This window comes from Streptomyces sp. XY431 (assembly GCF_001279805.1).
GTDB lineage: Bacteria > Actinomycetota > Actinomycetes > Streptomycetales > Streptomycetaceae > Kitasatospora > Kitasatospora purpeofusca.
This window is the reverse complement of record NZ_LGDO01000522.1, coordinates 1-26,162: the sequence shown is the minus strand read 5'-3', so window position 1 is coordinate 26,162 and position 26,162 is coordinate 1. Positions and strand designations below refer to the sequence as shown.

The 26,162-nt window shown below is 75.2% G+C and carries 16 protein-coding genes, 1 tRNA gene and 2 pseudogenes; 11 read left to right on the top strand and 8 right to left on the bottom strand.

Features of this window, described 5'->3' with window-relative positions:
• Nucleotides 1-13 precede the first annotated feature (13 nt).
• A complete protein-coding gene (locus tag ADK60_RS39930) occupies nt 14-3,898 on the bottom strand; it encodes an ABC transporter ATP-binding protein (protein WP_053651878.1) in 3,885 nt (1,294 codons plus the stop codon).
• 509 nt (nt 3,899-4,407) lie between these two features.
• Nucleotides 4,408-5,133 (bottom strand): SACE_7040 family transcriptional regulator, encoded by a 726-nt coding sequence (locus tag ADK60_RS39925; RefSeq protein WP_053651876.1) that lies wholly within the window; start codon nt 5,131-5,133, stop codon nt 4,408-4,410.
• Nucleotides 5,134-5,267: 134 nt separating this feature from the next.
• Here ADK60_RS39925 and ADK60_RS39920 point away from each other — a divergent pair, with 134 nt between their 5' ends.
• From ADK60_RS39920 to ADK60_RS39905, 4 genes are all read left to right on the top strand, one after another.
• A complete protein-coding gene (locus tag ADK60_RS39920; protein ID WP_234326287.1) occupies nt 5,268-6,992 on the top strand; it encodes a carboxyl transferase domain-containing protein in 1,725 nt (574 codons plus the stop codon).
• A 115-nt stretch (nt 6,993-7,107) separates the two neighbouring features.
• Nucleotides 7,108-9,417: an acetyl/propionyl/methylcrotonyl-CoA carboxylase subunit alpha gene (locus ADK60_RS39915; protein WP_053651869.1), complete on the top strand. Its 2,310-nt coding sequence runs from the start codon at nt 7,108-7,110 to the stop codon at nt 9,415-9,417.
• Nucleotides 9,414-10,433 (top strand): hydroxymethylglutaryl-CoA lyase, encoded by a 1,020-nt coding sequence (locus tag ADK60_RS39910; RefSeq protein WP_107094837.1) that lies wholly within the window; start codon nt 9,414-9,416, stop codon nt 10,431-10,433. Before ADK60_RS39915 ends, ADK60_RS39910 begins: the two co-directional genes overlap by 4 nt.
• Nucleotides 10,434-10,632: 199 nt before the next feature.
• Complete coding sequence (locus ADK60_RS39905; protein WP_045942848.1) at nt 10,633-11,820, top strand: acyl-CoA dehydrogenase family protein; 1,188 nt, start codon at nt 10,633-10,635, stop codon at nt 11,818-11,820.
• 82 nt (nt 11,821-11,902) lie between these two features.
• On the opposite strand, the gene ADK60_RS39900 is transcribed toward ADK60_RS39905, so the two are convergent.
• The 3 genes from ADK60_RS39900 to ADK60_RS39890 form a co-directional block, all read right to left on the bottom strand.
• Nucleotides 11,903-12,703, bottom strand: coding sequence for a bestrophin-like domain (locus tag ADK60_RS39900; RefSeq protein ID WP_053651867.1), 801 nt, complete (start codon nt 12,701-12,703; stop codon nt 11,903-11,905).
• A gap of 22 nt (nt 12,704-12,725) precedes the next feature.
• Nucleotides 12,726-14,378 (bottom strand): hypothetical protein, encoded by a 1,653-nt coding sequence (locus ADK60_RS45480; protein WP_053651865.1) that lies wholly within the window; start codon nt 14,376-14,378, stop codon nt 12,726-12,728.
• Between the two features lie 340 nt (nt 14,379-14,718).
• Nucleotides 14,719-15,198 (bottom strand): universal stress protein, encoded by a 480-nt coding sequence (locus ADK60_RS39890; protein ID WP_234371483.1) that lies wholly within the window; start codon nt 15,196-15,198, stop codon nt 14,719-14,721.
• Nucleotides 15,199-15,951: 753 nt separating this feature from the next.
• Between ADK60_RS39890 and ADK60_RS39885 the strand changes: the two genes are divergently transcribed.
• From ADK60_RS39885 to ADK60_RS39860, 6 genes and pseudogenes are all read left to right on the top strand, one after another.
• Nucleotides 15,952-17,019 carry an HAD family hydrolase gene (locus tag ADK60_RS39885; RefSeq protein WP_107094838.1) on the top strand — a complete coding sequence of 356 codons (1,068 nt, stop codon included), beginning with the start codon at nt 15,952-15,954 and terminating at the stop codon, nt 17,017-17,019.
• Nucleotides 17,020-18,513: 1,494 nt separating this feature from the next.
• Nucleotides 18,514-19,632 (top strand): annotated as a pseudogene (locus tag ADK60_RS39880) (helix-turn-helix domain-containing protein); the annotation flags it as partial.
• 734 nt (nt 19,633-20,366) lie between these two features.
• The gene (gene orn / locus ADK60_RS39875; protein WP_078880011.1) at nt 20,367-20,969 is read left to right on the top strand and encodes an oligoribonuclease; all 603 of its coding nucleotides are present in this window, start codon (nt 20,367-20,369) and stop codon (nt 20,967-20,969) included.
• Nucleotides 20,970-21,127: 158 nt separating this feature from the next.
• Nucleotides 21,128-21,203 (top strand) — tRNA-His (locus ADK60_RS39870).
• Between the two features lie 177 nt (nt 21,204-21,380).
• On the top strand, nt 21,381-21,827 hold the full coding sequence (locus ADK60_RS39865; protein WP_030394133.1) for a DUF4442 domain-containing protein: 447 nt from the start codon (nt 21,381-21,383) through the stop codon (nt 21,825-21,827).
• Nucleotides 21,828-21,966: 139 nt separating this feature from the next.
• A complete protein-coding gene (locus ADK60_RS39860; protein ID WP_053651856.1) occupies nt 21,967-23,040 on the top strand; it encodes a hypothetical protein in 1,074 nt (357 codons plus the stop codon).
• Between the two features lie 54 nt (nt 23,041-23,094).
• On the opposite strand, the gene ADK60_RS39855 is transcribed toward ADK60_RS39860, so the two are convergent.
• From ADK60_RS39855 to ADK60_RS47350, 3 genes are all read right to left on the bottom strand, one after another.
• Nucleotides 23,095-23,565 (bottom strand): GNAT family N-acetyltransferase, encoded by a 471-nt coding sequence (locus ADK60_RS39855; protein WP_053651855.1) that lies wholly within the window; start codon nt 23,563-23,565, stop codon nt 23,095-23,097.
• A gap of 225 nt (nt 23,566-23,790) precedes the next feature.
• Nucleotides 23,791-24,720, bottom strand: coding sequence for a spermidine synthase (locus ADK60_RS39850; RefSeq protein WP_053651852.1), 930 nt, complete (start codon nt 24,718-24,720; stop codon nt 23,791-23,793).
• A 126-nt stretch (nt 24,721-24,846) separates the two neighbouring features.
• Nucleotides 24,847-25,347: a hypothetical protein gene (locus ADK60_RS47350; RefSeq protein ID WP_234326013.1), complete on the bottom strand. Its 501-nt coding sequence runs from the start codon at nt 25,345-25,347 to the stop codon at nt 24,847-24,849.
• 389 nt (nt 25,348-25,736) lie between these two features.
• On the opposite strand from ADK60_RS47350, the pseudogene ADK60_RS47345 reads away from it, so the two are divergent.
• A pseudogene (locus ADK60_RS47345) lies at nt 25,737-26,162 on the top strand (tetratricopeptide repeat protein); the annotation flags it as partial.

The window sequence follows — 26,162 nt, the reverse complement described above, 5'->3', positions numbered from 1 at the left end:
CGCCCCGGCCGCCTCACGCTCCGGCGATCACGTCCGGGACGGCGGCGGACGCCGTGCCGGACCGGTGGTGTCCCTCCGCCACGAACGCCTGCCAGAGCCGGGTGTACGCCCCTCCCCGCGCCAGCAGCTCCTTGTGCGTGCCGTCCTCGACCACCCGGCCGTGGTCCAGCACGACCACCCGGTCCGCGCGCTCGGCGGTGGTCAGCCGGTGCGCGATGACCAGGGTGGTGCGCCCTCCGCTGAGCCGGTCCGCGGCGTGGTTGACCGCCGCCTCGGTGGCCAGGTCGAGCGCCGCGGTGGCCTCGTCCAGCAGCAGGACGTCCGGGTCGACCAGCTCGGCCCGGGCCAGCGCGATCAGCTGGCGCTGACCCGCCGAGAGGTTCCGCCCCCGGCCGGCGACCTCGTGCTCGTAGCCGTCGGACAGCCGGAGGATCATGTCGTGCGCGCCGACGGCACGGGCCGCCGCCTCCACCTCGGCCGGCGAGGCCCCCGGCCGGCCGTACGCGATGGCCTCGCGCACCGTCCCGGCGAACAGGTAGGCCTCCTGCGGCACCACCCCGAGCCGGTGCCGGTACTGGGCGAGGTCGTAGCGGGTCAGGTCGACGCCGTCGACCCGGACGGTGCCGGACGTCGCGTCGTAGAACCGGGCGACCAGCTTGACCAGGGTCGACTTGCCGGCCCCCGTCTCGCCGACCAGCGCCACCGTCTGCCCGGCCGGGATCCGCAGACTGATGTCGGTGAGGACGTCCGGGGCGCCGTCCGCGCCGCCGTTGTAGGCGAAGCCGACGTGGTCGAACTCGATCTCGCCGCGGAGCCCGGCCGGGACGGGCACCGGGTCGGCCGCCTGCGCGGTGCTGGTCGGGGTGCGCAGCAGTTCGCGGATCCGGCCGAGGCCGACCGCCGCCTGCTGGTAGCCGTCGAACACCTGGGAGAGCTGGTTGACCGGCGCGAAGAACAGGTCGATGTAGAGCAGGTAGGCGACCAGCGCGCCGACGGTGAGCGTCCCGGCGTCCACCCTCGACGCGCCCATGATCAGCACCAGCGCGGCGGCCACGCTGGAGAGGAACTGCACGAACGGGAAGTACAGCGAGATGTAGAGCTGCGCCCGGACCCGGGCGTCCCGGTAGGCGATGCCCCGGGCGACGAAGCGGTCCGTGTTGGCGTCCAGCCGGCGGAACGCCTGGACGATCCGCATGCCGGCCACGTTCTCCTGGAGGTCCGCGTTGACCGTGCTGATGAGGTCCCGGGAGATCTCGTACTGGGCCTTGGACTTCCGGCGGAACACCAGGGTCGCGACCGCGAGCAGCGGCAGCACCGCGAAGACCGCCAGGGCGAGTCCGGCGTCGATCACCAGCAGGGCCGCGAAGATGCCGAGGAAGGTCAGCAGGCTGACCACCGCCGTGACCACGCCGGTCTGCAGGAACGAGGTGAGGGAGTCCAGGTCGGTGGTCATCCGGGTCATGATCCGGCCGGAGAGTTCGCGCTCGTAGTAGTCGAGGCCGAGCCGGTTGAGGTGGGCGAAGATCTTGAGCCGGAGCGAGTAGAGCACCCGCTCGCCGGTGCGGCCGCTGACCCGGTTCTCGGCGCCCTGCACCAGCCAGTCCAGCAGGACGATCACCAGGGCGGCGAGCGAGGCGACGGCGACGCCGGTCATGACGCCCTTGCTGACGCCGTCGTCGATGCCGTGCCGGATCAGGATCGGCAGGACCAGGCCGGCGCCCGCGTCCAGGGCGACCAGGAGCAGCGCCAGGGCGAGCGGCACGCGGAAGGGGCGCAGCAGGCGGCGGAGGCTGAAGTCGGGGTCTCCCCGCTCGGCCTCGGCCCGGGGGATCTCCGGGTGGTCGGTGGCCGGCGGGAGGGCGGCGACCCGGGCGAGCAGTTCGGGTGCGGCGGTGCGGGCGGCCTTGGTCAGGGCCGGGGTGGGCATGACGGGGGCGGGGGCGCTCGTGTCGGTGTCCGTGTCGGCGTCGGCGTCCTGGGTGGCGCCCGTGTCCCGGGTGGGCTCTGCGCCGGTGGGCGCGGACGGCTCGGCCGCTCCGGGTGCCGCCGGGGGCGCGGCGGGGGTGCTCCGGCCCGCCTCGGGGTCGGTGATCAGGGCCCGGTAGCGGGGACATCGGGCGTCGAGTTCCTCGTGCGTGCCGATGTCGAGCAGGCGGCCGTGGTCCAGGACGGCGATCCGGTCGGCGAGCTGGAGGGTGGAGCGGCGGTGGGCGATCAGCAGGGTGGTGCGGCCGGCCATCACCGAACGCAGCGCGTCGTGGATCTCGGCCTCGATCTGCGGGTCCACGGCCGAGGTGGCGTCGTCGAGCAGCAGGATCCGGGGGTCGGTGAGGATCGCCCGGGCCAGGGCGATGCGCTGGCGCTGGCCTCCGGACAGGGTGAGGCCCTGCTCGCCGACCTTCGTCCCGTAGCCGTCGGGCAGCGCCCGGACGAACTCGTCGGCCTGGGCGGCGCGGGCGGCCGCGACGATCTGCTCGTCGGTGGCGTCCGGGCGGCCGTAGGCGATGTTGGTGCGGACGGTCTCGGAGAAGAGGAAGCTCTCCTCGGGCACGATGCCGACGGCCGACCGGACCGAGTCGAGGGTCAGGTCGCGCAGGTCGTGGCCGTAGAGGCGGACGGCGCCGTCCGCCGGGTCGTAGAACCGGGGCACCAGCTGCGCGACGGTGGACTTGCCCGAACCGGAGGAGCCGACCAGGGCGAGGGTCTCGCCGGGTGCGAGGCGGAGGCTGAGGCCGTGCAGGACCGGGGCCGGGTGCTCGGGGTCGTAGCGGAACTCGACCTGGTCGAACTCCAGCGCCACCTCGGTGGTGAGCGGTCCGACCACGCGCGGGCCGGAGGGCGGGGTGGCGTCCGGGCCTGCGGGCGGGGTGGCGTCCGGACCGGCGTCGGGTGCGGCGGTGTCGGCGGCCGGTTCGGCGGCCGGTTCGGCGGCCAGGTCGAGGACGACCGCGTCCGGGCGCTCCCGGACCAGCGGACGCTCGTCGATCAGCTGGAGCACGCGCTCGACACCGGCCCTGGCCTGCTGGCCGACCGTGATGACCATGGTCAGCATCCGGACCGGGCCGGTCATCTGCGCGACGTAGGTGGAGAAGGCGACGAAGGTGCCGAGCGAGACCTGCCCCTCGACCGCCAGCCAGCCGCCGAAGGCCAGTACCGCCACCTGGGCGAGTGCCGGAACGGCCTGCATGGCGGGGTTGTAGCGGCTGTTGAGCCGGATCGAGCGCAGCCGGGACGCGAAGAGGTTGCGCGAGGCCGTCTCCAGCTTGTCCAGCTCCTGCCCCTCCTGGCCGAAGCCCTTGACCACCCGCACGCCGCCGATCGCCGCGTCCACCACCCCGGCGACGGCCGCAGCCTCCTGCTGGGCGGCCCAGGTGGAGGGGAACAGCCGCTTGCGGCTGAGCGTCGAGACCCACCACAGCGCCGGGGCCATCACCAGCGCGACCAGGGTGAGCGGCGGCGAGAGCCAGACCATCACGCCGAGCGACATGACGAACATGAGCAGGTAGCCGGTCATCATGGGCAGCATCGAGAGCAGCCCGTTGACCAGTTGGAGGTCGGAGGTCGCGCGGCCGACCACCTGTCCGGTGTCGAGCCGGTCCTGGCGGTGGCCGTCGAGTCTGCCGAGCGAGCGGAAGAGGTCCGCGCGCAGGTCGTGCTGGACGTCGACGGCCAGCTGTCCGCCGTAGTAGCGGCGGACCTGGGTGCAGCCGAACACGACGGCGGCGGCCAGCAGCAGGACGACGGCCCACGGGGCGAGCGGCCGGGAGTGCGCGGTGATGACGTCATCGATGATCAGCTTGGTGACCAGGGGCACCAGGGCGGTGACGGCCATGCCGAGCAGCGAGGCGCCGAAGGCGAGCAGCACGCTGCGCCGGGAGCGCCAGCAGTAGCCGAGCAGCCGTCGGAGCCAGCCCGCCCCTTCGGGGCCGTGGGCGCCGTCGGAGCCGGCCGTCGGGCCGGAGCCGTCGGGGGCGGTCGTGGACGGTCCGGGCTTCCGGTCCGGTCGGGCACGCCCGTCCCCGGGCTTGTCCGACGAGGTACCCGTGTCGCTCTTGGCGCCGTCCGCGCCCGGGGTGCCGGTTCGGGTGCCGCTCGGGGAAAGCTCCACCGTAGATCCGTGAGTCTCAGGCATATTTAGGGATGCTAACCATTCCGTCGGGTGACCGCCATGGATTTTTCAGGCCAGGACGCGCCGGGGGTCCCGGCCCGACGGACGGGCCAACAGCCCGCAGCCTGCGGTGATTCCCGCCCGGCCGGACCGGCGCTCGTTACCAGGGTCGCCGACGGAGCGGGAGCCGCCCACCGTCCACCGACGCAGGGGGCGGACCTCCCTTGGTCCTAGGTCGGGCGCCCGACCCGGCCCACCCCGAATGGAGCAACGCCCCGAGGGGGCGGCGGGCCCGCCGGTCAGGCCCGTGCGGCGTCGGTGCCGACGACGACGGCAGCGCCGGCGCCAGTGCCGATGCCGGAGCCGGCGCCGCTGTCAGCGCCGGTGTCAGCGGCGACGGAGTCGGCGGCCGCCGAGAACGCGCCGTGGGCGAGGTCGCGCAGCAGTGCGGCCATCGCGTCGCGGGTGAGCCCGGCGCGTTCGTCCCCCTGGGCGGGGTTCGGGCCGTGGCTGTGCGGGGTCGAGTTGATCAGCCCGAAGACGGCGTGCACGGCCGCCCGGGCGACCGGCTCGGCGGTCGGGGCGGCGAGCGGCGGACAGGCCTGGCGGACCACCTCCACCCAGAGCTCCACGTAGGCGCGCTGGAGGCGGCGGACGGTCCTGCGGTCCTCGTCGCGGAGGTTGAGCAGCTCCCGGTCGTGCAGCGTGATCAGGTCGCGGTCGTCGAGCGCGAAGTCGACATGGCCGCCGATCAGCGCGTCCAGCGCGGCGGCCGGGCCCTCGCTGCCGCCCGCCCGGCGGCGCCCCTCCTCCAGCAGCCGCTCACTGATGCCGACCAGCAGGTCGGCGAGCATCGCGTCCTTGCCGGCGAAGTGCCGGTAGAGGCCGGGGCCGCTGATACCGACGGCCTTGCCGATCTCGTCGACGCCCACACCGAGGAAGCCCCGGGCCGCGAACAGTCGGGCGGCCTCCCTGCGGATCTGGTCGCGGCGTGCGAGCCCGGAGGCGGATGGGACGTTCGGCATGCCGACCATCGTAGACAGTCGGGTTATCGGTGGTTAACCTGGGCGACGGAAGTTAACGTTCATTAACGTGTGGGGGTCGCGGGCTCACCGGCCTTGTCGGCCCACCTGCCGCCGAGGGCAAGGGAGCTCTTGGGATGGTCATCTCCACTACTGTCGGCGCACCCACCGGCATCAATGGCAGCGCGGCGGCCGGCACCCCGGCGGGCGGCGCGGCCCACGGCCGCGGCGCACCCGGCGCGGCCGCCCCGGCGCCCCGGCTCGACACGGCCGCCGACCCCGGGTCCGAGGCGTTCCGGACGAACACCGCCGCCCATCGGGCCCTGGTCGCCGAACTCCGCGAGAAGCTCGGCACGGCCGCGCTCGGGGGCGGCGCCAAGGCCCGCGCCCGCCACACCGCGCGCGGCAAACTGCTCCCCCGCGACCGGGTGGACACCCTGCTCGACCCGGCCTCCCCCTTCCTCGAACTCGCCCCGCTGGCGGCCGACGGGATGTACGACGGCGCCGCCCCGGCCGCCGGGGTGATCGCCGGCATCGGCCGGGTCGCCGGGCGCGAGGTGGTCGTGGTCGCCAACGACGCCACCGTCAAGGGCGGCACCTACTACCCGATGACGGTCAAGAAGCACCTGCGCGCCCAGGAAGTCGCGCTGGAGAACCGGCTCCCCTGCGTCTACCTGGTCGACTCCGGCGGCGCCTTCCTCCCGATGCAGGACGAGGTCTTCCCGGACCGCGACCACTTCGGCCGGATCTTCTACAACCAGGCGCGCCTCTCCGCCGCGGGCATCCCGCAGATCGCCGCCGTGCTGGGCTCCTGCACGGCCGGCGGCGCGTACGTGCCGGCGATGAGCGACCAGGCCGTCATCGTCCGCAACCAGGGCACCATCTTCCTCGGCGGGCCGCCGCTGGTGAAGGCGGCGACCGGCGAGGTCGTGACCGCCGAGGAGCTGGGCGGCGGCGATCTGCACTCCCGGACCTCCGGCGTCACGGACCACCTGGCCGAGGACGACGCCCACGCCCTCTCCATCGTCCGCACCATCGTCGCCGGGCTCGGCCCGCGCGCCGCCCGCCCGTGGCCGCTCGCCCCGGCCGAGCCGCCGGCCGTCGACCCGGCCGGCCTGTACGGGGCCGTCCCGGTCGACCCGCGCACGCCGTACGACGTGCGCGAGGTGATCGCCCGGCTGGTCGACGGCAGCCGGTTCGCCGAGTTCAAGGCCGAGTACGGCGCGACCCTGGTGACCGGCTTCGCCCGGATCCACGGCCACCCGGTCGGCATCGTCGCCAACAACGGCGTGCTGTTCGCGGAGTCCGCCCTCAAGGGCGCCCACTTCATCGAACTGTGCGACCAGCGCGGCATCCCCCTCCTCTTTCTGCAGAACATCACCGGCTTCATGGTCGGCCGGCAGTACGAGGCGGGCGGCATCGCCAAGCACGGCGCCAAGATGGTCAACGCCGTCGCCTGCACCCGCGTCCCGAAGCTGACGGTGGTGATCGGCGGCTCCTACGGGGCCGGCAACTACTCGATGTGCGGCCGGGCCTACTCACCCCGCTTCCTGTGGATGTGGCCGAACGCCAAGATCTCGGTGATGGGCGGCGAGCAGGCCGCGTCGGTGCTGGCCACCGTCCGCCGCGACCAGTTGGAGGCCCACGGCGAGGAGTGGGCCACCGAGGCGGAGGAGGAGTTCAAGCGCCCCGTCCGCGAGCAGTACGAGCGCCAGGGCAACGCCTACTACGCGAGCGCCCGGCTCTGGGACGACGGCGTGATCGACCCGATGGACACCCGGACCGTCCTCGGCCTCGCCCTCACCGCCTGCGCCAACGCCCCGCTCCCGGCACCCGGCCCGTTCGGCGTCTTCCGCATGTAGCGCCCCTCCCGGGGCGGCGGCCCACCCGCTCCGCCGCCCTCCCCGGTGCCCGGCACCCACCCGGTGTCCCGCCACCTCCTTCGTACGGCCCCCTCGACCCGGAGGAACGCCTCCCATGTTCGACACAGTTCTGGTCGCCAACCGCGGCGAGATCGCCGTCCGGGTGATCCGCACCCTGCGGCGGCTCGGCGTGCGCTCGGTCGCCGTGTTCAGCGACGCCGACGCCGACGCGCCGCACGTCCGCGAGGCCGACGTCGCGGTCCGGCTCGGCCCGGCCGACCGCAGCGACAGCTCCGCCGCCGAGACCTACCTGCGGACCGACCAGATCCTCGCCGCCGCCCGCCGGACCGGCGCCCAGGCCGTCCACCCCGGCTACGGCTTCCTCGCCGAGAACGCCTCCTTCGCCCGCGCCTGCGCCGACGCCGGCCTCGTCTTCATCGGTCCTCCTCCCGCCGCGGTCGAGCTGATGGGTGACAAGATCAACGCCAAGGAGGCCGTGCGGGCCGCCGGTGTGCCGGTGGTCCCGGGCAGCCAAGCCAGCGCGCCCACCGACGAGGACCTCGTCGCGGCGGCCGCCGGGATCGGCTACCCCGTCCTGCTCAAGCCCTCCGCCGGCGGCGGCGGCAAGGGCATGCGCCTGGTCCGCGACCCGGCCGAGCTGCCGACCGAGATCGCCGCCGCCCGGCGCGTCGCCCGCACCGCCTTCGGCGACGACACCCTGCTGCTGGAGCGCTGGATCGACCGGCCGCGTCACATCGAGGTGCAGGTGCTGGCCGACGCCCACGGCACCACCGTCCACCTCGGCGAGCGCGAGTGCAGCCTGCAGCGCCGCCACCAGAAACTGATCGAAGAGGCTCCCTCCGTCCTGCTCAATGCCGAGACCCGCGCCGCCATGGGCGCCGCGGCCGTCCGGGCCGCCGAGTCCTGCGGCTACACCGGCGCCGGCACCGTGGAGTTCATCGTCCCCGGCATCGACCCGGACTCCCCCACCCCCACGGAGGGCGTGCGGGACTTCTTCTTCATGGAGATGAACACCCGTCTCCAGGTGGAACACCCCGTCACCGAACTCGCCGTCGCCGTGGCCGCGTCGGGGCCGGCCGGCTCCGACCACGACCCCGACCACGAGCCCGCCGCCGACCGGCCCCGGCGGCTCGACCTGGTCGAGTGGCAGCTTCGGGTCGCCGCCGGTGAACCCCTCACCTTCACCCAGTCCGACATCTCCTTCCAGGGCCACGCCATCGAGGCCCGGATCTGCGCCGAGGACCCGGAACGGGACTTCCTGCCCACCGGCGGACGCATCCTGCTCCTCGACGAGCCCCGGGGCGAAGGCATCCGGGTGGACTCCGGGGTCGCCCCCGGGACCGTGATCACCAGCTCCTACGACCCCATGCTCGCCAAGGTCATCGCCTACGGACCCGACCGCCCGACCGCGCTGCGGCGCCTGCGCGCCGCCCTCGCGGACACCCGGATCCTCGGCGTCACCACCAACACCGGCTTCCTGCGACGACTCCTCGCACACCCCGAGGTCGCCGCAGGAAGGCTCGACACCGGCCTGGTCGAGCAGACGGCGCAGCGGGAGCCCGGACTGCTCGCCTCCCCGTACTCCCCGGCCACCGGGGCCGGGGCCGCGGCCCCGGCGACGGCCTCCGAGCCCGCCGACTCCCTGCCGACGGAGGAACCGGCACCGGCCCACCTCCTCTACTACGCGGCCGCGCTCGCGCGGCACCTGGACCTCGCCCCCGCCGCCGACGCCGACGGCTGGACCGACCCGTTCTCCCTTCCCTCCGGCTGGCGCCTCGGCGGCGACCCCGCCTGGACCACCCACCGGCTCCGCGTCCCCGGCCAGGACCCGGTGTCGGTGAGCATCCGTCCGATCACTGCGAGCAACGTAGCGGAGGCCACTGACAATCCGTCCGGGACCACCGCCGAGGTCGAGATCAGGCTCGGCGCCGGACCGGTCCACCGGGCCCGGGCCGACCGCTCCGACAACCGCCTCCGGCTGACCGTCGACGGCCTGCGGACGGGCTTCGCCCTCGCCGACGACCGGACCGCCGCGGCCGCCGGCCCGGTGACCTGGCTGGGCGTCGACGGCGATGCCTGGCCGGTGCACGGCCACGACCCGGTCGGCGAGGGCGCCGCCGACGGCGCCGCCCACCACGGCGCCCTGACCGCGCCGATGCCGGGCACCGTCACGGTCGTCAAGACCACCGCCGGTGAGTCGGTCCGCAAGGGCCAGCCCCTGCTCGTCCTGGAGGCCATGAAGATGGAGCACGTGATCTCGGCCCCGCACGACGGCACGGTGAGCGAACTCCGGGCCACCGCCGGCGCCACCGTGGCGATGGAGGAGCTGCTGGTCGTCGTGACCCCCGCCGAGGCCGAGTCCGGCCCGGCCACCGCCGAGCCCGTCGCGGCGGTGCGGTCGTGACCGCCCCCGCGCCGAGAGGCGCCGGCCCCGCGCGCGAACCCGACGCCCTCGACCTGGGGCTGCCCGCCCCGGTCCGCGCCCCGGGCCTGCCCGAGGAGGTGCGGATCCACGAGGTCGGTCCGCGCGACGGGCTGCAGAACGAGAGCGCCCTCGTCCCGGTCGGGGTCAAGGCCGAGTTCATCGACCGACTGGCCGCCGCCGGGCTGCGCACCATCGAGGCCACCAGCTTCGTCCACCCGAAATGGGTACCCCAGCTGGCCGACGCCGAGGAGCTGATGCCCCGGCTGGCCGGCCTCCCGGACCGCCGCCCCGGGCTGCGGCTGCCGGTGCTGGTACCCAACGAGCGCGGGCTCGACCGCGCGCTGGCCCACCACGCCACCGATGTCGCGGTGTTCGCCAGCGCCACCGAGACCTTCGCCCGCCGCAACCTCAACCGCTCGGCGGACGAGGCGATGGCGATGTTCCGCCCCGTGGTGGAACGGGCCTCGGCCGCCGGGGTCCCGGTCCGCGGCTACCTGTCGATGTGCTTCGGCGACCCCTGGGAGGGTCCGGTCCCGGTCGCCCAGGTGGTCCGGTCAGGTCTGCGGCTGCTGGAGATGGGCTGCGCCGAACTGAGCCTCGGCGACACCATCGGCGTGGCCACCCCGGGCCAGGTCACCGACCTGCTCGACGGGTTCGCGGCGGCGGGCGTGCCGGTCGACCGGCTGGCGGTGCACTTCCACGACACCTACGGCCAGGCGCTCAGCAACACGCTGACCGCGCTGCGCGCCGGGGTCACCACCGTGGACGCGTCCGCCGGCGGACTGGGCGGCTGCCCCTACGCCAAGAGCGCCACCGGCAACCTGGCCACCGAGGACCTGGTGTGGATGCTGCACGGCCTCGGCATCCGGACCGGTGTCGACCTGCGCGCCCTGGTCGCCACCAGCGGCTGGATGGCGCGCCGGCTCGGCCGCCCGAGCCCGTCCCGCACGGTGCAGGCCCTGCTCGACGCCACCGAGGCCGGAGCCTCGGACTGACCCCGCACCGACCGTCCCGCCCGTCGGCCGGGCGACTGCCCGCCCGGCCGACACCCGCTGGACCCGGCCGTTGTACCGCCGGCCGGTCCACCCCCGTTCGTCCGCTCCCCGCACCGCCCGCCGTCCGTCACACCCGCACGGACGGCGGTCGCCCCGACCACGCCCGCGCCCACCCCGGCGGGGCCCCAGGAGGATCACCATGCTCGACCACCGGTTGAACACCGAGTACGAGGAACTGCGGCGCACCGTGGCCGAATTCGCCCAGGACGTGGTCGCGCCGAAGATCGGCGAGTACTACGAGCAGGGCGAGTTCCCCTACGAGATCGTGCGGGAGATGGGGCGGATGGGCCTGTTCGGCCTGCCGTTCCCGGAGGAGTACGGCGGCATGGGCGGCGACTACTTCGCGCTCTGCCTGGTGCTGGAGGAGCTGGCCCGGGTCGACTCCTCGGTCGCGATCACCCTGGAGGCGGCCGTCTCGCTCGGCGCGATGCCGATCCACCGCTTCGGCACGGAGGAGCAGAAGCGGGAGTGGCTGCCCCGGCTGACCTCCGGCGAGCTGCTCGGCGCGTTCGGCCTGACCGAGCCCGAGGGCGGCTCCGACGCCGGGGCGACCCGCACCACCGCCCGCTACGACGAGGCCACCGACGAGTGGGTGATCAACGGCACCAAGTGCTTCATCACCAACTCCGGCACCGACATCACGGGTCTGGTCACCGTCACCGCGCTCACCGAACCGCTCGCTCGTTCGAGTGAAGAGGGCGAATTCTCCTCGCCTCGGCGCGAAATCTCCTCCATCATCGTGCCCACCGGGACTCCCGGGTTCCAGGTGTCGAAGAAGTACTCGAAGGTCGGATGGAACGCATCCGACACCCGCGAACTGTCCTTTACCGACTGCCGCGTTCCCGCGGCCAACCTGCTGGGCGAGCGAGGTCGCGGCTACGCCCAGTTCCTGCGGATCCTCGACGAGGGCCGCATCGCGATCGCCGCCCTGGCCACCGGCCTGGCCCAGGGCTGCGTCGACCAGTCCGTCCTCTACGCCGGTACCCGCCGGGCCTTCGGCCGGCCGATCGGCGCCAACCAGGCCATCCAGTTCAAGCTCGCCGACATGGAGATGCGCGCCCACACCTCCCGCCTCGCCTGGCGGGACGCCGCTTCCCGGCTGCTGCACTCGGAACCGTTCAAGAAGGAGGCCGCGATCGCCAAGCTGTACTCGTCGGAGGCCGCCGTCGACAACGCCCGCGAGGCGACCCAGATCCACGGCGGGTACGGCTTCATGAACGAATTCCCCGTCGCCCGCTTCTGGCGGGACTGCAAGATCCTTGAGATCGGCGAGGGCACCTCGGAGGTGCAGCGCATGCTCATCGCGCGGGAGCTCGGCGTCTCCTGAGGCTGCGGCAGGTCCGTGTCCGGCCCTCCGCGTCGTCCGTCGGGGACGACGCGGAGGGCGGGCAACACGGTCGAGAGAGCGCTCAGCGGGGCGCTCGTGAAGAGGAAGGAGTCACCACGGGCCCGCCCGAGTCGATCTGGCCGTACCGGGTCAGCGCAAGTTCGAACGCCGTCGGCGCGACCCTGACGGCACCGTCGAACGGGCCGCTGAGCTGGAACACCATACTGACCGCGAAGGCCACCGAGGCCCCCACGAACCCCATCAGCACCAGGTTGCGACCGTTGGCGGTCAACCCGATCACCGGCGGCGTCGCCAGGACGAGCACCGACCCCACCACCAGCCCTCCCAGCGCCAACACCGGTACCTGCGCGCCGACATCGGACAGCCGGGCGTTCCGTCGCGCGTAGACATCCGTCAGGCTTCTCAACACATCTGCCTTGGCCGCGAGTTCGGATGCGTCCTGGCTCCGCACCGCGTCCACCGAGACCCTGATCCGGTCCGCCGCCGCCCAGGCCTCGGCGCTGCCGTGCCCCCGGCCCATCTGCGCCCACTCGTCCCCGATCACCTGCCCGGTGTACTCGCGCACCCTCTGCTGCACGACCGGCCGGTCCGGCTCCGGCAGCAACCGCGCCGCCCAGTACACCTCGGTGAGGGCACGGGACTCCTCGTAGGTGTGCTGGCGGGCCATGTTGAGCTGCTGCCAGGCACCGGCGATGGCGAAGCCGGTGAAAAGGGCGAAGAAGCCGAGCACCGCCGCGCCCGCGAAGCTGATCGCGGACGGGTTGGTCGCTCCCTCGCGGGAACCGCGGGAGCGACCGACCAACGCACCGATGACCAGGGCGAGCGCCGCACCCGCCAGCGCCGCCACGACATTGACCCACATCTACCGCTCACTCCCCCGGAGTTCAGTCGCCATCGCCACCTCCGGGCCCGGACCTCCCGCGCTGCCGCACCGACAGGGCGGCGGCCAGCACGACCAGAACGGGGAGCATGATCGCCAGCAACAGCAGCATCACCTCATTGGTGTCCCAGTCCTCGTCCCAGTCGAACGGTGCGCCGTCGTCCGGGCTCTGAGCGACCAAGGCCGTGTTCCCCTTCGGGTTCGGCGCGGCGGACTCCGCCGATCGGCCCGGGCCGGCGGACGGGGCGCCAGGGCCCGCACCGGGTCCGGGGCCGGGGCCGGCTCCTCCCGGCGCTCCGGCTCCCGTACCCGCTGCGGCGGCGCCCGCGCTTCCGGCGGCACCGGCAGCACCAGCTGCGCCAGGGGCCGGCACGGCCTGGAAGGGGCTCGCGGGCAGGCCGAAGGTACTGGCCCCCGGGCGATAGGGCACCGCGGATCCAGCGGCTGCGGCTGCGACTGCGGCTTCTGCAGCGGCGGCGGTACCCGGCGCGGCCGCCTGCCCGGCTGCTGCTGCCGCAGCCGGGGCCGCGGCAGCAGCGTTGGCGGCGGCATTCGGAGCGGCGACCGAACCGGCGGGCGCGGCGGCGGCGTTGGGAGCAGCCGGGTTGGGCGGCAGAGCATTGGGTGGCAGCGCGTTGGCGGCGGCTCCCGGGGCGGCGGCTCCCGGGGGCTGAGCGCCCACGGGATTGGCGGCGCCCGGGGCCGACGGGCGTCCGCCGGTGGTCGACCCCGCACCGGTGCCCGTGCCCGGGGCGGCGCCCGGTAGTGCCGAGTCAGGTCCGGCCCCCGGCTGGGCGGGGGCCGGACCCTGGCCCTCGTAGTCGCCCGCGGCCTCGGCGGCGACCGGCCGGGGCGGCAGCGGGCGGCCGTCCTGGCCGACCGCGCCGTCGGCCGCCAGGCCCTCGGCGCGCGCCACGCCGGTGTGCCGACCGGGTACGGCCGCGCCGGAGGCCGTGCAGTCCAAGGGCCGCCCGGGTTCCAGCAGCCCGGCGGCGGACTGTCCGGTGCAGCTGACCGGTCCCACCCCGGGAAGGTGTTCCGCCACACTGACCGCACTGATCGGCGAATCCCCTACCGCGTCCACCCGGTAGCGCAACCGGACGTCCCCGCCGGCCGCCATCGGCAGCGCGCGCCGTCCGGGCCTCCGGACGGTGGGGAGGGCGGCGTCATCGGCGGCGGTCCGATCCGCGGCCCGGTCCGCACTCAGGTCGGCACTGCGGTCCGCGCTCCGGTCGGCGCGGGCCAGCACGCCGGAGCCGGTCGGGGCGCCGACCCGGGTCAGGGTCATGCCGGCGACCAGTCCGCGGTAGCCGGCCTGCGCGGTCGCCACGGCCGAGGGCATCCCCTTGGGGGCGCCGGCCTCGACCCTGACCTCGGTCCGCTGCGGACCGCCTCGGGCCGGGAGGGTCGCCGAGCACTCGACCACGCCCAACGGCGGGAGCACGAGCGGCTGTTCGCCCCCGCAGACCATCGGCGCCCCGGAGACCTGGGTGTCCTTCAGGGTCGTGACGGTCAGCCGGTACTCGGCCTGGTTCGCCAACCGGTAGACGCGGAGCAGCGGTTCGTCGGCGCGGACCCGGACCTCGGTGCCGGTCGCACCGTTGGTGCGGACCTCCAGCCGGACCGCGCCGCGGGCCTCGCCGCCGGCGGGGTGCACCGTCGAAGTCCGTGGCACACCCGCCGCCGCGACCGGGGGCAGGATCAGGAGCAGGAGGGCGAGCGGCGCGAGAAGCGAGGCGGCACGACGGAACGAACGGTAGAGGTGACGGCGCGGGGGACGACTCGGCAGCGAAGCTGGCCCAACGATCACCCGGTCATTCTTCGCCGCCGCCCCACGGCGATCCGGGCAGCGCCGCGTTCCGTAGGCGCGAATGACACGTTCGGCCTATATCCGACCGGCGCGGCGACCACTCACGACCACTCACGACCGCACCCGCACCCGCACCCGCACCCGCACCCGCAGCCACGGTCGCGGCCCAGGAACAGCACCCCGAATATCAGGGGATCACGATCACCGGGCGGTTGGCGCGGCGGGCGAGACGGCCGGAGACCGAGCCGAAGATCTTGCCGAGCAGACCGTGCGTGGTGCCGACCACGATCGCGTCGGCGGCGAACTCTCGGCCGACCTCCTCGATCTCGTGGCAGATGTCGCCACCCCGCTCGACCAGGATCCAGGGCACTCCGGAGAGGAAGTCCGCACAGGCGAGTTCCAGGCCGAGCACCTCCGTCCGGTGGTCGGGGAGGTCCACGAAGACCGGCGGTTCGCAGCCGGCCCACACGGTGGCGGGCAGCCGGTTGGCGACGTGCACGATCACCAGCCCGCACTGGGAGCGGCGGGCCATGCCCACCGCGTAGGCGAGGGCGCGCTCGCTGGACAGTGAGCCGTCGAAGCCCACCACCACACCGTGCTGGAAAGCCGGGTCGCAGGACTTGGCGGGTGCTTCCCGGACGGCCGCCTCGCCGGCCGCACCGGGCAGGCCAGCAGTGTCCGGGCGGTCGGCGCCCGGTCCCGGCCGGCCGGTCACCGGGGGCTCCTGGGGGCCGGACCGCCGAGCGTCCCGCCGCTGGCGGGAGGCAGAACCGGAGCGGCTGCGGCGCGCGAGGTTGCGAAGGGGGCGGGCGAAACCACCGCTCCGGGCGTCCGCGCCCGGTTCCCCCGGTCGGGAGTGCTCAGAACCAGCCATGGCACAAGGCTCTTCGAAGGAGATGGGCCGACAGGAGAGGACAACGCTGCCCGAGCGGCAGGCCCGCCCACGGGAAGACGTCGGTCTGCACCGAGCACCACCGTTTGTGACCTGTTCCTTTCAGAGTACGTCGGGCGGGGCATACCGCCCAGCCACGCGGCCTCGGGGCGACACTCTTCCCGCGAACGAGGGATGCGCGTGCCGACGGCCGTGCGCCCCTTGCCCGAGCGCGAGAACGCCCCTCCGGCGAAGGAGGTTCCCTGGAGCTTGACTGAGCGGACCGGGTGGCGCAACAGGACTCCGGGACACCGTGACCGGACTGTCATGGATCGATGACGATCCGTTGCGGGCCGGTCACGGGGCAGCGAGGCGGCCCGGGCCACCACCGGCCCTCGGGACGGTACGGAGGACTGCGCGGTGGACTACCCGGAGGACCGTGCGGAGCCGAACGGTCCCGGCACCCCGTTTCGGCCAATACGTACGGGTTCGCGACGGCGCCCGGCATTTGCCAGATGCATAGGCACGGCCGCTGGCACCATGCTCGACATGCCCCTGCTCCTGCTCGACCTCGACAACACGCTGCTCCCCAGGGACGCCGCATTCCGGGCCTGGGCTCAGGATTTCCTGCTCGAACGGGCCCTGCCGCCCGCCGACGTCGAGTGGCTCGCCACCATCGACGGCGGCGGCTACGTGCCGCGCAGCACCGTACTGTCCGCCGCCCGCCGCCGCTACGGCTTGGACGAGTCGCTCGACCGGCTGCTCGCGCACTACCGGCGCGGCATCAACGCCCACATCCACTGCCCGGCGCGCAACCTGGACGCGTTGCGGGCCGCGCGCGCCGCCGGGTGGACGCTGGGCATCGTCAGCAACGGCAGCACCGGGGCCCAGCTGGAGAAGATCCGGCGGACCGGCCTCGGGCCGATGGTCGACGGCTGGGTGATCTCCGAGGAGGCCGACTGCCTCAAGCCGGACCCGCTGATCTTCGAGATCGCGGCGCAGCGGTGCGGCGTCGCACCGACCGGGGACTGGGCCACGCACACCTGGATGGTCGGGGACCACGCCCCCGCCGACATCGCCGGTGCCGAGCTGGCCGGGCTGCGGAGCGTCTGGCTGCACCACGGCCGCCCCTGGGCCGAGCCCGGCTACCGGCCCACCCTCAAGGCGGCCGGTCTGCCGGAGGCCGTCGGGCAGGTGCTGGCCGCCCGTGGCGCCCCGTCGCCCCGTCCGGGGGTGCGGGCCGGGGCAGCAGGGAAACGGCGCGGGTCGATCGCGGGCCGGCCGGTCGTGAGCCGACCGGTCGCGAGCGGGGCGCGGGGCGGGGCGGTGGTGGAGCCGGGTCCGACGGCGCAGAGCGGCGCGCACCACGGCGTGCAGTTCTTGCTGTCCGCCCCGGACGGCGGGCATGCGCCTTCTGTCGCGCACGCCGACGGCGATGCCTCGGCCGCTGCGGCGGCCGGATCCGCTGTCCGAAACCGGTCCGACGGGTTTGCCCGGCGGCCCGACGGCCGCCCCGGAACGACGCCGCCGCCGGTCCCGCTCCCCGTCCGACCGTCGCCGCCGCCGACGACGCCGGCTCCGGATGCCTCGGCACCGAGCCCGGCCCGCGCCGGGTAGCGCACCACGGGTCCCGGCGGCACCCCGGAGGCGACCGCGCCACCGACCGGCCCACCGAGCCACCGGCCGACCCGCCGACCGATCCGCCGCCCCGGCCGGCCCGAGGGCGGGCGACCTCACCCTCCGTCAGCAGTTCGATCCGGAACGGGCCGCAGGTCCGGCCGGAGACCGGGGGTCGCACCGGTGCCGGCCGGACCGGCCACGGCCCGCCGACCGGGCCGGGGTCCGGCCGAGGCCCCGCCGCCGACCGCCCTACCGGTACCGGGATCGACACCGTCAGTTCCGGTTCCTGTACGGCCTGTTCGTGCACGGGCGGCGTGGCCCGTGGCCACTCCGCGCCGCAGGCCGGCCTCCGCGCGGACATCACGGCCGGTCCGACGCCTGCGCGGGGTCGCCACTGTTGGCCGGTTCGAGCCGGCGGCGATCTCCGCGGGAGCTCGGTGACGCGACGTCACCAGTTCCCGATTCCCGGCCCCGGCGCTGGCCGGATGAAGCCTGGGAGGCGCATGCTCCGGGGCTGTGCGCCCCTCATGTGCACCGCCTATTTTCGGTCAATCTCGCCCGGGTCCCCTGCCCTTGGGCAAATCCGCAGCCCAGGCGCACCGGCCGGGTGCGTCGAAGCCGGACGCCCCAGGACCCGTCCCGCGACAACCAGCCACCGTTGCACCGACCCTCTTCCCAGAAGGGTCGACGGGTGCCACGCTTCGTGATCGAATGCATCACGCCAAATTGCCATGTCGACATAGCGTCGGATGGTGAACTTGTCACAACGGCAACGGTCCACCCGATAGATTCGATCTTGGCCAGCAGTGCCGCACCACCACACCACACCACCGAGGGGGCTTGAGCGCCTTGAGCAGGGTGAGCAGGAGCGACGCGGGTCCTGACAGCGGCCAGCCCGTGGCCGGCATCGTGGGTCGTTCCGCGAGAGGCACCGGCTCCCAGGCCTCCACCGCCAACACCCGTCACTCCGGCAACGCCTCGTACCCCTCCTATTCCACTGCGGCCCCGACAGCCCCTGGCGCACCTTCCGCACCAGGCGCCACAGCCGGCCCGGGCGCACCGTCGGGCGCGGGTTCCCCGTCCTTCCCGGTCACCCCGGAGCACGGCGGACGCCCCGTCGGTCGATCCGGAGTCAGCCACGGGGGCGGGTACGGAGCGGGTCCGGACGGCCGGGCCGGGGCGTCGGTTACCGGCCATTCCGGAAGCCACCAGGGCGGCCACCAGAACGGGCCCCAGAACGGCGGCGGTCACCCCGGCAACGGATACGGCCACCCCGGCCCGGAGGGCGGCTACGCGACCTTCGCCGCGACCGGGGCGCCCGGCCAGGGCCTCGGCGCGGTCGCCCACGGCATGGTCGGCGCGGCGGCCTCCGCCGGGCCGCTCGGCCTCGGTGCGGCCGGACACGGCGGCACCGGCCACGGCCCCGGCGGCCACGGCGGTCCCGCGGCCGGTCTCAACGGCTCCTCGACGCCCTCGACGGCCACCTCCCCGCGCAAGCTCTCCGGCCGTCGGCGCCGGGAGACCGTCGCCGTCCTGATCTTCGGCGGCGCGCCGATCTTCGAGAGCTCGATCCCGCTCTCGGTCTTCGGCGTCGACCGCCAGGACGCCGGGGTGCCCCGGTACCGGCTGCTGGTCTGCGCCGGCGAGGAGGGCCCGCTCGCCACCACCGGCGGCCTCACCCTCTCGGCCCCCTACGGGCTGGAGGCGCTCGCCCGGGCCGGCACGATCGTCGTCCCGGCCTGGCGCTCGATCTCCCAGCCGCCGCCGGTCGAGGCGATCACCGCGCTGCGCAAGGCGCACCACGAGGGCGCGCGGATCATCGGCCTGTGCACCGGCGCGTTCGTGCTGGCCGCCGCCGGCCTGCTGGACGGCCGCCCGGCGACCACGCACTGGATGTACGCGCCGACCCTGGCCAAGCGCTACCCGCGGGTGCACGTGGACCCGCGCGAACTGTTCGTCGACGACGGCGACGTGCTGACCTCGGCCGGCACCGCCGCCGGGATCGACCTCTGCCTGCACGTGGTGCGCAGCGACCACGGCGCCGAGGCGGCCAACGCGCTCGCCCGCCGCCTGGTGGTGCCGAGCCGGCGCAGCGGCGGAGGACAGGCCCAGTACATCGATCAGTCTTTACCTGAGGAGATCGGCAACGACCCGCTGGCCGAGGTCGTCACCTGGGCGCTGGAGAACCTCAACCAGCAGTTCGACGTCGAGGTGCTGGCGGCCCGCGCCTACATGAGCCGACGGACCTTCGACCGGCGGTTCCGGACGCTGACCGGCAGCGCCCCGCTGCAGTGGCTGATCACCCAGCGGGTACTGCAGGCGCAGCGGCTGCTGGAGACCTCGGAACTGTCGGTGGACGATGTCGCGCGCCGTTGCGGCTTCCGCTCGCCGGTGGCGCTGCGCGGGCACTTCCGCCGTCAGCTCGGGGTCTCGCCGGCCGCGTACCGGACGAGCTACCGGGCCCGTCGGCCCGGCGCGTCCGCCCAGGTCCCCGCCGGTCCGGCGGGCGGTGACCTCCGGTCCGCCGGTGCGATCGCCTCGGCGGCCGCCCTCGGCGGGACGGTGCCGGGCCAGCACGGCCCGCTCGGCGGGCACCCGGCGCTCGGCGGCCACGGCCTGCCGGGCGGGCACGGACCTGCCTCGGCCCCGGGCTTCCCGGGCGGGCCCGGTGCCGCCGCGCACCCCGGCCAGCACGGGCAGCCGTCCGGCCAGGGCGTCCACGCGCGGGCCGGGCAGCCGTACCCGCACCAGGCGCCCGGGCACCAGGCGCACCCCGGGCAGCCGGGGACCGGGCGCGGTCCGGCGCGGCCGCCGATCGTCCCGGCCCAGCCCGGACCCGGCACGGGCCGGCCGCCCCGGACGGCGGAGCACGCCGCCGCCGAGGACGGGCATCCGCAGCCGGGGGCGCGCGGCCAGGGCCAGGGGCACCGGAGCGCGGCCGACCGTCCGCAGGACGAGTCCCCGGCGGGTGCCGCCGGCCGGGTGCACGGCGCGTCCGGCGGGCGTCTGCCGGCCGCTGCCCCGGGCGGGGCGGCGGAGGCGCGGGCCCGGCAGGCCCGGGCGGCGGGTCAGCTGCGTCCGCAGGGCGGTCGGAGCGCCGCGGCCGAGACCAGGGAGCCCCGTGAGGCACGGTCCGGCCGGGACGGCCGACCGGCGCACCCCGGCGGCCACCCCGGCCGGGACGCCAGGGATGGCAGGGAGGTCCGGGACGCCAGGGAGGCCCGCGAGGTGCGGGAGGCGGACGGCCACACGCCGGACGAGCACGGTTCCGAGGGCTACGCCCCGGCACCCCGCTCGGCTCCATCGGTGCCCGCGGCGCGTGATCGCGCCGTAGGGTGAGTGGCGTGAATGACCGTTTGGTATGGATCGACTGTGAAATGACAGGCCTCGACCTCGACCGGGACGCCCTGGTCGAGGTCGCGGCGCTGGTGACGGACTCCGAGCTGAACATCCTCGGCGAGGGTGTGGACGTCATCGTCCGCCCGCCGGCGGAGGCGTTGGCGAACATGCCCGACGTGGTGCGGGCGATGCACACCTCGTCCGGGCTGCTGGACGAGCTGGAGCACGGCGTCACCCTGGCCGAGGCGGAGGCGCTGGTGCTCGCCTATGTGCGCGAGCACGCGCCGGAGGCCGGGCGCACGCCGCTGTGCGGGAACTCGGTGGCCACCGACCGGGGCTTCCTGAGCCGGGACATGCCGGCCCTGGAGGGTCACCTGCACTACCGGATCGTGGACGTCTCCTCGATCAAGGAGCTGGCCCGCCGCTGGTACCCGAAGGCGTACTACAACAGCCCGCAGAAGGGCGGGAACCACCGCGCGCTCGCCGACATCCGCGAGAGCATCGACGAACTGCGCTACTACCGCGAGGCGGTGTTCGTCGCCCAGCCCGGCCCGGACACCGACACCGCGCGCGCGATCGCCGAGAAGTTCCAGCCCCCGGCGGGCTGACCCACCGGCCGCGGCCCGTCCCGGTCGGGCGTCCGGACACTCGGACGTCCGACCGGAGCGGGGCCACCGGAACCCTGGCGCGAGCACCCTCTCGGATCCTGTAGAGTTCTTCTTGTCGGAACGGGAGCGCCGAAGAGCGCGAACGGTCCGGACTGATGGTGGGTGTAGCTCAGTTGGTAGAGCACCTGGTTGTGGTCCAGGTGGCCGCGGGTTCGAGTCCCGTCACTCACCCCATGACCCCGGGGGTCGGTTTCGTCAAGAGACCGACCCCCGGGGCTTTTTCGCGTTCCCTCACATCCGCGGCGGGGACGGGAGGGCGGTGTGACCCGGGCCGCACCGTGGTCCGCGTCTCATCTTTTTCCCCGGCCACAGGCCTGCCGCCGAAAGCTACCGGCTAGTAACGTTGCCGCCATGACGACACCTTCGATCGGCCAGCTGCTCGACTCCACCGTGCCGATGGCGCGGACCCTCAAGCTGGAGTACCTGGAGACCTCCCCCGAGCGCGCCGTGCTCCGGCTGCCGGACCAGCCCGAGTACCACAACCACGTCGGCGGCCCGCACGCCGGCGCGATGTTCACCCTCGCCGAGTCGGCCAGCGGCTGCATCGTCCTGGCCGCGTTCGGCGACCAGCTCTCGCGCGCGGTGCCGCTCGCGGTGAGCGCCGAGATCGCCTACAAGAAGCTCGCCATGGGCGTCGTCACGGCCACCGCGGTGCTCGGCCGGCCCGCCGCCGAGATCGTCGCCGAGCTGGACAAGGGCGAGCGCCCCGAGTTCCCGGTGACCGTCGAGATCACCCGCGCCGACGGCGCCGTGACCGGTGTCATGACGGTGATCTGGACGCTGCGTCCGAACTCCTGAGCACCGGCGCCACCTGACGGCCGGGCCGGGAGCGGCACGGCGGAAGCCGGACGCGGGGGCGGGCAGCGCGCGGGTCGCGATGACTGTCCGTGACGGTGCGGCCGTGACCTCACGGCCCGTCCGCTCGTTCTCTATTCACGTGCGAGCCAATCACGCGAGCAGTGGCCCGGAACCCGCCCGACGGACCGTCGGCGGCCGGTGGCGTCCGGCCGGGTGGCGTCCGGCCCGGCGGTGGCTGCCCGGCCCCCGGGCCGTCGCGGCCGGCGGGGCGCTCCTCGCGCAGCTCTGGGGGTTCGGCGCTCCCGGCGCCTGTGCGGCCGACGCCGAGGCGCTCCCGGAACCCGCCAGCCGGACCGTGGGCCGGACGCTGGGCGGCGGCGGGACAGCGGCCGACGGACCGTCGGCCGGGCACCCGGGCGGAGTCCGGGGCGGCGGTTCCGCGGACGGGACCGCCCCCGGCCGGACGGCGGCACCCGCGCCCCGCGCCCCGGCCACCGCAGCCGTCCCCTCCCCCGCGCCCGGCCCGTCGTCCGGGGCGGACCTGCCGGGACAGGACCCGACCGCCGGACTGCTCGACCGGATCACCGGCCCGACTCCCACGGACGTGCCCGGGGCGGGCACCGCGACCGCCGGCGCCGTACCGGAGCTCGCCGGCGCGACCGCCGCTGTCGGCAGCACGCTCCAGGACCGGATCCGGGCCGGCGGGCTGCCCCTGCCGGGGCAACGGGCCGCCGTGCCCGACGCGTTCGCGATCGCCTCCGGACTGCTCGGCACCGTACCCGCCCAGGCCCGCCCGGCCGAGGCGCGCGCGACCCGGGGCGAGTCGGCCGACGGGCCGGCGGGCGGTTCCACCGGTACCGGCGGGAGCGCCGGGACCGGCCGGACCGACGACGACCGGCGCCGGCCCGCGGCCCCGCCTCCGGCCCCGGCGTCCTCGGACCGGCCCCAGTACCCCGCCCCCGGGCATCCCGGCACCGCCGGCACCGTGAGCACCCCGGCGGCCGGACCCGCACCCGGCCGGACCCGGGCCGACACCCCGGTGGCGGCCTGGACGGCCCCGGCGGCGGCCCGGGCCGCGACCACGACGGCCGTGGTCACCGTCGCGCACGACGCCGCGGGCACCGCGACCGCCGTCCTCGCCCCGATCGCGGCCGGGCTGGCCCTGACCGGGGCCGCGATGTACAAGCACCGGGGCCTGCCGAAGGGACACTGAGCAGGGTCGACGGGGCACCAGGACGACCCAGTACCTGAACCGCCCCGGCGCCGGTCAGCGGCCGGGAGCCGGCCCGGTCAGGTGCAGGGTGAGGACCGGCAGTTCCCGGCCGGGGATGGAGCCGGAGGCGACGGTGCCGGTGCGGACGGCGCCCACGGCCAGGTAGAACGGCTCGGCGTGCGGGTCGGACTCGACCACGATCCGGGTGAAGCCCAGGGCGGCGGCCTCCGCGCACAGGTGCTCCACCAGGCGGCGGCCGATCCCCCGGCCGACGGCGTCCGGCTCGACGAAGAGCATGTCCATCTCGCCCTCCGGCGGCGCCCCGGTGAGGGTGACGAAGCCCAGCACCCGGCCGTCGTCCTCGGCGACGGTCGTGCGGTCGGCCTCGATCTGCCCGGGCTCCAGGGTGAGTTCGGCCCGGCATGCCTCCATGAAGGCGGCGTCGTAGCCGAGATGGGCCTTGGATCGCAGGGCCAGAGCACTGAGTGCCGCCGCCTCGCTCGGCCGGGCCGGTCGGATCGGCATGACGTGCGCCCCTCCTGGTCGGGTCGGCGCGGCCGGTTCTCCGCCGCGCCGACCCCATTCTCGGCAACCCGGCGGCGCGGTGGCCAATTGGGCGTCAGGCCGACCTGACGCGAGGCCAGTTGGGCATCGGATCGGCCGAAAGCGGGGTCGACCGGACACCGGGCCGGACCACCGCCGCACCGAACGGGCGGGCGCGGAGGGCCCGTTCGGCCGCCGTCGCCCCGACTACCGGAAGACGCCCGGGGGCGGAGCCGGGGACGGAGCGGCGGCGGTGTCGGTCACCGGGGCCGCCCCGGCGGCGAAGTCGGCCAGGGCGCGGCCGTGTTCGACCCGGCCGAGGGCTGCGTCGGAGGCCACCCGGCGGGTGAGCTCGGCCAGCGGGAGCGGGGTGTGCGCGGCGGCCAGGATCAGATTGCCGAACCGCTTGCCGCGCAGCACCGCCGGGTCGGCGACCAGGCACAGTTCGGGGAAGACGGCGCCCAGGGTGGCCACCTGGGAGCGGGCGAACGCCAGCGTCGAGCCGTCGGCGATGTTGACGGCGTACCAGCCGCCGGGGGCCAGGGCGCGCGCGGCCAGCGCGGTGAACTCGACGGTGGTGCAGTGGGCGGGCACCCGGGCGCCGGAGAAGACGTCGGCGATCACCAGGTCCACGCTGCCCTCGGGGGTGCGCTCCAGCACGGCGCGGGCGTCGGCGCCGCGCACCTTGACCTGCCAGCCGCGCTCCAGCGGGAGTTCGGTGCGGACCAGGTCGGTGAGCGCGGTGTCGATCTCGGCGACCTGCTGGCGCGAGCGCGGGCGGGTGGCGGCGACGTAGCGGGCCAGGGTGAGGGCGCCGCCGCCGAGATGGAGGACGGTGAGCGGACGGCCGGGCGGGGCGACCAGGTCGACCAGGTGGCCGAGCCGGCGCTGGTACTCGAAGCCCAGGTGGGTCGGGTCGGCGAGGTCGACCAGCGACTGCGGCGCACCGTCAACCAGCAGCGACCAGGCGGCGGGGCGGTCGCGGTCGGGGCGGAGTTCGGCGAGGCCGGAGTCGACGGCGCGGGTGAGCGGTCCCTGCGCGTGGGTGCGGCCCCCGGGGCCGGTGGTGGCCGGGTCGTCCGCGGCGGCGGCGCGGCCCCGGTCCGTGGTGCGGCCGGCTCGGTTGCTTCGTCCCATACCGGCCATTATCGCCGCCCCTCGGGGAGGTCCGGCGGCCCGGCCCGGGCTGCGGCGGCCCCGGAAGCGGCGGCGGCAGCCCCGGAAGCGACAGCGGCGACCTCGGAACGGGCGACGGCGACGGCCTCAGAACGGGCCGAGGCCGCCCGCGGTGAGGGTGCAGGCGGCCTCGCAGAGCGCCGAGCGGAGGACCCAGGCGTCGGTGGGGCGGGCGGTGCAGTCGGCGCCGGCCGGGGGCATCACCCAGCGCGGGTCGGTGGCGGGCGGCAGCTGGGCGCCGGCGGTACAGGAGCTGCCGGGCAGGTGCCAGGTCGCCGAGGTGCCGGCCGGGACGAGGAAGGAGACGGTGGCACCGTTGCGGCTCTGCAGGACGGCGCCGCAGGCCCGCCGCAGGCGCAGGATGTCGACCGCCTCCAGTCCGTGCCGCAGGGCGACGGTCACGGTGTCGTGGGCGGCGACCGGGGCGCGGTCCTGGTCGGCCGCCGGGCGGCGGGAGGGGCCGCCGCCGGACGGCGGGCGGGCGGGGCCGCGGTCGTCGGCGGACTCGGGCAGCAGGGCGGGGGCAGCGGCGGCCGGCATCCCTCCGGCGACCAGGCGGCGGTACTGCGGTACTCCAGTGGCCGGCATCGGCCCTCCTGTCACCTCGTCGGGGGTGGAAGCCGCGCCGCCCGGCGTGGGGGGTGCCGCTGGGGCTGCCGCCGAGGGGGGTGCGGCAGGGACGGCGGACGGGGCTTCCACGTAACAGCACAACGCCGGGCAGGCCCCCGAGGCCACGGGGCGCCTTACAGCAAGGCATGGCATTTCATGGCGGATCCCGGCAACTACGCCCGGTTTGCCCGGTATTGGGGGCACATCATCCATCGACGCACTGTGGCCGACCGGTGACTCCCGGTACTGTCGGCCCCGGGCTGATCCACAGGACACGCCCCAGCGGACCCGTTCGTGGCCGGGCGCCCCCACCGCCCCACCGCCGCCCGACCCCCGTACCACCACCCCGCACCACCACGGAGCGCACCATGGCAGCCACCCCACCGGCCGAGCCGAACCGCCCGTCGCCCAACACCGTGATGCGCGCCCTGCGCGGCGACCGCTCGCCGGGCGAGTTCGCCATGGCCGTGCGCCGGGCGGCCCGTGAGATCGGCGAGCACGTCTCGTGCGACGCCCGGTACATCGGGCGGGTCGAGTCCGGTGAGATCCGCTGCCCCAACTACGCGTACGAGCGGGTGTTCCGGCACATGTGGCCGGAACGGTCGCTCACCGAACTGGGCTTCGCCCCCCGTACCGCCGTCCGGCGCCGCTCGACGGACGGAGGCACGGGGGGCGAGGACGACGGCACCGTCCGGGCCGGCGGCCGGACCGCCCCCGGGCCGTACCCCGGCCACCGGCCCGGGCACCGCCCGGGCCCCGCCGCCGCACCGGACGGCGGACCGCCCCCACCGCTC

Bases quoted from the DNA above. Each gene is read 5' to 3' on its own strand.
- ADK60_RS39905 (WP_045942848.1), top strand. From the start codon at position 10,633: ATGCTCGACCACCGGTTGAACACCGAGTACGAGGAACTGCGGCGCACC.
- ADK60_RS39865 (WP_030394133.1), top strand. From the start codon at position 21,381: ATGACGACACCTTCGATCGGCCAGCTGCTCGACTCCACCGTGCCGATG.
- ADK60_RS39900 (WP_053651867.1), bottom strand. From the start codon at position 12,703: ATGTGGGTCAATGTCGTGGCGGCGCTGGCGGGTGCGGCGCTCGCCCTG.
- ADK60_RS39920 (WP_234326287.1), top strand. From the start codon at position 5,268: ATGGTCATCTCCACTACTGTCGGCGCACCCACCGGCATCAATGGCAGC.
- ADK60_RS47350 (WP_234326013.1), bottom strand. From the start codon at position 25,347: ATGCCGGCCACTGGAGTACCGCAGTACCGCCGCCTGGTCGCCGGAGGG.
- ADK60_RS39855 (WP_053651855.1), bottom strand. From the start codon at position 23,565: ATGCCGATCCGACCGGCCCGGCCGAGCGAGGCGGCGGCACTCAGTGCT.
- ADK60_RS39915 (WP_053651869.1), top strand. From the start codon at position 7,108: ATGTTCGACACAGTTCTGGTCGCCAACCGCGGCGAGATCGCCGTCCGG.
- ADK60_RS39925 (WP_053651876.1), bottom strand. From the start codon at position 5,133: ATGCCGAACGTCCCATCCGCCTCCGGGCTCGCACGCCGCGACCAGATC.
- ADK60_RS39885 (WP_107094838.1), top strand. From the start codon at position 15,952: ATGCCCCTGCTCCTGCTCGACCTCGACAACACGCTGCTCCCCAGGGAC.
- ADK60_RS39850 (WP_053651852.1), bottom strand. From the start codon at position 24,720: ATGGGACGAAGCAACCGAGCCGGCCGCACCACGGACCGGGGCCGCGCC.